1 protein-coding gene is annotated in these 1,165 nt (G+C 60.4%); it reads right to left on the bottom strand.

Going from position 1 to position 1,165, the window contains the following annotated elements:
* Window positions 1–1,154 (bottom strand): phosphopyruvate hydratase (eno, locus tag ATO10_RS15780; protein ID WP_035253454.1); only part of this gene is annotated, 1,154 nt, incomplete at its 3' end.
* Window positions 1,155–1,165: the final 11 nt, after the last annotated feature.

The raw sequence follows: 1,165 nt of genomic DNA, 5'->3' as shown, positions 1-1,165 counted from the left end.
CCACAGTTGGTCGCCACGGCCAGGTCGGCGATGGTGGCGTCTTCGGTTTCGCCCGAACGGTGCGACATCACGTTGGTATAACGTGCGCGGTGGGCCATATCGACGGCCTTCAGCGTTTCGGTCAGCGAGCCGATCTGGTTGACTTTAACCAGCATCGAGTTGGCAACGCCCTGCGCGATACCATCGGCCAGACGGGCGGGGTTGGTCACAAACAGGTCGTCGCCAACCAGCTGCACCTTGTCACCGATCATGTCGGTCAGCAGCTTCCAGCCTTCCCAGTCGTCTTCATCCATGCCGTCTTCGATCGAGATGATCGGGTAGTCGGCGCACAGATCGGCCAGATACTGGGCGTTCTCTTCCGAGGTCAGAGACTTGCCTTCGCCTTTGAATTCATACTTGCCGTCGACATAGTATTCCGACGAGGCGCAATCGAGCGCCAGATAGATATCTTCGCCCAGCTTGTAGCCAGCTTTTTCGACAGCCATCTTGATGAAGTCCAGCGCAGCGCGGGTGCTTTCGATGTTCGGCGCAAAACCGCCTTCGTCACCGATGCCGGTGTTGTGGCCCGCAGCCGACAGCTCTTTTTTCAGGGCGTGGAAGACTTCGGCGCCCATGCGGATTGCCTCTTTCACGTTCGATGCCGAGACGGGCATGATCATGAATTCCTGAATGTCGATCGGGTTGTCAGCGTGCTCGCCGCCGTTGATGATGTTCATCATCGGTACCGGCAGAACGCGGGCCGAGGTGCCACCCACATAACGGAACAGCGGCTGCGCGGTGTAATCGGCGGCGGCTTTGGCAGCGGCCAGCGATACGCCCAGAATGGCGTTGGCACCCAGACGACCTTTGTTGGCGGTGCCGTCCAGCTCGATCATGGCGGCGTCGATGGCAACCTGTTCGGTCACGTCCATGCCAACCAGCGCTTCGGCGATTTCGCCGTTCACGGCGTTGACGGCTTCCAGCACGCCTTTGCCCAGATAACGGCCCTTGTCGCCATCCCGCTTTTCGACAGCCTCATGCGCGCCGGTCGAGGCACCCGAAGGCACAGCTGCGCGGCCCATGGTGCCGTCTTCCAGAATAACGTCCACCTCGACGGTCGGGTTGCCCCGGCTGTCCAGAATCTCGCGGCCGATGATGTCGATGATGATGCTCATGGTAGTCCCTC

Origin of the sequence: Actibacterium atlanticum (assembly GCF_000671395.1) — a bacterium.
Taxonomy (GTDB): domain Bacteria; phylum Pseudomonadota; class Alphaproteobacteria; order Rhodobacterales; family Rhodobacteraceae; genus Actibacterium_D; species Actibacterium_D atlanticum.
Note: the sequence above shows the minus strand (reverse complement) of the source record. Positions and strands in the feature narration are given on the sequence as shown.